This window comes from Pseudanabaena sp. 'Roaring Creek' (assembly GCF_001402795.1).
Taxonomy (GTDB): domain Bacteria; phylum Cyanobacteriota; class Cyanobacteriia; order Pseudanabaenales; family Pseudanabaenaceae; genus Pseudanabaena.
The window spans coordinates 1-2,575 of the sequence record NZ_LIRE01000290.1; the positions used below are offsets into that span (position 1 = coordinate 1).

Sequence of the window (2,575 nt, forward strand, 5' to 3'; positions counted from 1 at the left end):
AATGCCAATTCCCAAAATGGCAACGCCATTTTGGGAATCTCAAAACCTTACTGGGTTTGTTTTTTAATTCACAAAAGTGTTGTCACACTTTCGTGAATTGGTATAACTAGATAAGCATAAGTAAACTAAAACCTAGAGAGCGTAACGCCCGCGTAGCGGGCGTTACGCTCTCTAGGTTGGTACTTAATTAGAAACTTGCCTGTAAACCGATTCTATAGGTTAATCCTGGTTGATAGATGCGATTAGTTTTTTCATAGCTATTATCGGTCAAATTTTCTAGATTCAAAGTCAAAGCTACATTTTTATGTAAAGGAACCTTGGCGTTAAAGTCCAAGCTCAAATAGGCGGGAGAAAAGTCTGTAGCATTTTGTCCTGCTGTCCCTTGGGCAAAAACAGCCCGACGGGAGCCGCTGTAGTAGTTAAAAAATAGATTTGCTTGCCAACCATTGGCATCATAGCCAATACCTAACTTGCCTACGGAATAGGGAACAGTAGCCAATTGCAAACCAACTTCAGAAGCCGTTTTGCTGCTATTTATTTTGGCATCGGTATAGGTGTAATTGAGAAATGACGAGAATTCTGGTGAAATTTGCCACTTTATCCCAGCTTCGATGCCATTGGTGCTAACCTGCCCGACATTGTCCCATCGCCCCGCAATGACACCAAGGCGATCGCTAAGACTGCTACCAAAATAGGTTAATTGCACCAGTACGGAGTCCGCTGCGCCACTCCAATCAAATCCAGCCGTATAGGCGACACCCCGTTCAGGAATGAGACTAGAATTTGGCAACCAATTATGTACGGTATCAAATACATAGAGTTGGTCTAGTCCAGGATTGCGCTGAAGTACGGCAAAACTATTGCGAAAAGCAAGATTGGGGGTGAGGTTCCAGCGCGTGCCGACCGTGGGATTGAGGTAGCTACCAAAATCGCTTGTAAAATTTTGCCGTAAACCTAGTTCTACTTGAAAGTTTTCCGTGGCTTTCCAAGTGTTTAAGGCAAACAGAGCCAGAAGAGAGCGATCGCGATTGACAATGCCATTCTGGGCAGATAATGCAGAAAGCGAACTAAATACATCGCCACGGATAGAATCTGTTTTTAGATCTAAGCCCCATGTCAGCTTATTAGTCTCGTTCAGTTGCCACTGATGTTCGACTCGACCGCTCAAGGCTCGCGAATCTAGGGAAGCATTCCGAAAATCACTCGTGCCCGTTGGTCCATAGGTACTGAAAAAATCTTGATTAAAGGCGATCGTTGTCTTCAGAATTGAGTCATCCCCTTGACCGAGCTTGCTAGTTAAAGTAGTACCAATATTGAATAGATCGTGGTCGAGGCGATCACGTTGTAGTGGAAATCCAAAGTAGAGTAGCCCTCGCCGACTAGCTGTTTTATAAGCATCAATACTCAAGGAATTGCGAGAATCGATGGGGAATTCGACATTACCGTAAAAGTTGTCAACACGGCTATCGCCATTAAAAAGCCTGCCATCGGAGGGATTGCGATTAGCGGCTCCCAATGGCACAGCATAGTTATTATCGGTTGAGAACCGTTCGTAGCCCAGACGGAAGTTGACATGATCTAAAGTTCCTCCATAGCCAAGCCGATAGCGTTGATAACCATAGGAACCTAGTTCAATTCCCGTGGTTAATTTGAGAGGCTGGGGAGTTTTTTTCGTAACAAGGTTAATTACGCCGCCAAAGGCTTCCGAGCCATACAGAGTTGCACTTGTCCCTCCTGTTAGTTCGACACGTTCGATCGCATCGACGGGAATGCTATTAAGATCGGTTCCCCCATGATAGGTATTAACGTTACTCCCAAAGGATCGACCATCGATCTGAAAGGTGGATTGATTGATCGAAAAGCCACGCAAAAAAGTGCCTGTATGGATGTCCGCTCCAAATCCATAGTCATTGATCGTGAATCCTGGCAAACTGCGTAAAAGTTCAGCCGCACTACTAGGATTTTGCTTTTGGATATCTTCTTTAGGGACAATATATACGGGAGCAGAAGTAGGTGTAAATGGAGCTTTTTTTCCTGTTACTTGTATTTCGACTTCATTTTCATTGGACTCTTGCGCGAGGATTTGACTCTGGGCAGGGATCTCAACCTTGAAGTAGGGGATGAGCGAACTAGAGCTTTGCGATACCTGCGATCGCAATTCACCCACAGTCGCGATGTTTGTATTTTGCATTTCGACTACCATCTCTGATAGCTCAGCACCAGCAATTTCCACCATACTAAAAAGAGACGCAGCAAAGCTAGGTGCTACATACAGCAACTTCATCGATTTCATGTCAACCTTAACTCCTCACAGATTTAGCCTCAAGCTTTAGTTTTTCTAAACTCTTAGCTTTGGTACAAAGATTTCATTCTTTTTTATTGCCTGTATCGATGTCAAAAGACAACCTGTCAAAGATCAGTGCAAATATCGGTGGCTAATCCCCAAAAATCTATAGCTGTGGCGGCGCAAAGCGCCGCCACAGCTATAGATTTTTAAGACCAGAAGAGCATACCGCCCGCGCAGCGGGCGGTATGCTCTTCTGGGTTTTAAGTTTACTTATGCCTAGCTACTTAT

At 44.5% G+C, this 2,575-nt stretch carries 1 protein-coding gene; it reads right to left on the minus strand.

From position 1 onward, the window contains the following. Positions 1-187 precede the first annotated feature (187 nt). Positions 188-2,293: a TonB-dependent siderophore receptor gene (locus AC805_RS10120; RefSeq protein ID WP_055075323.1), complete on the minus strand. Its 2,106-nt coding sequence runs from the start codon at positions 2,291-2,293 to the stop codon at positions 188-190. Positions 2,294-2,575 lie beyond the last annotated feature (282 nt).

Excerpts from the sequence above, each read along its gene's own strand:
- AC805_RS10120 (WP_055075323.1), bottom strand. The coding sequence starts at position 2,293 with ATGAAATCGATGAAGTTGCTGTATGTAGCACCTAGCTTTGCTGCGTCT.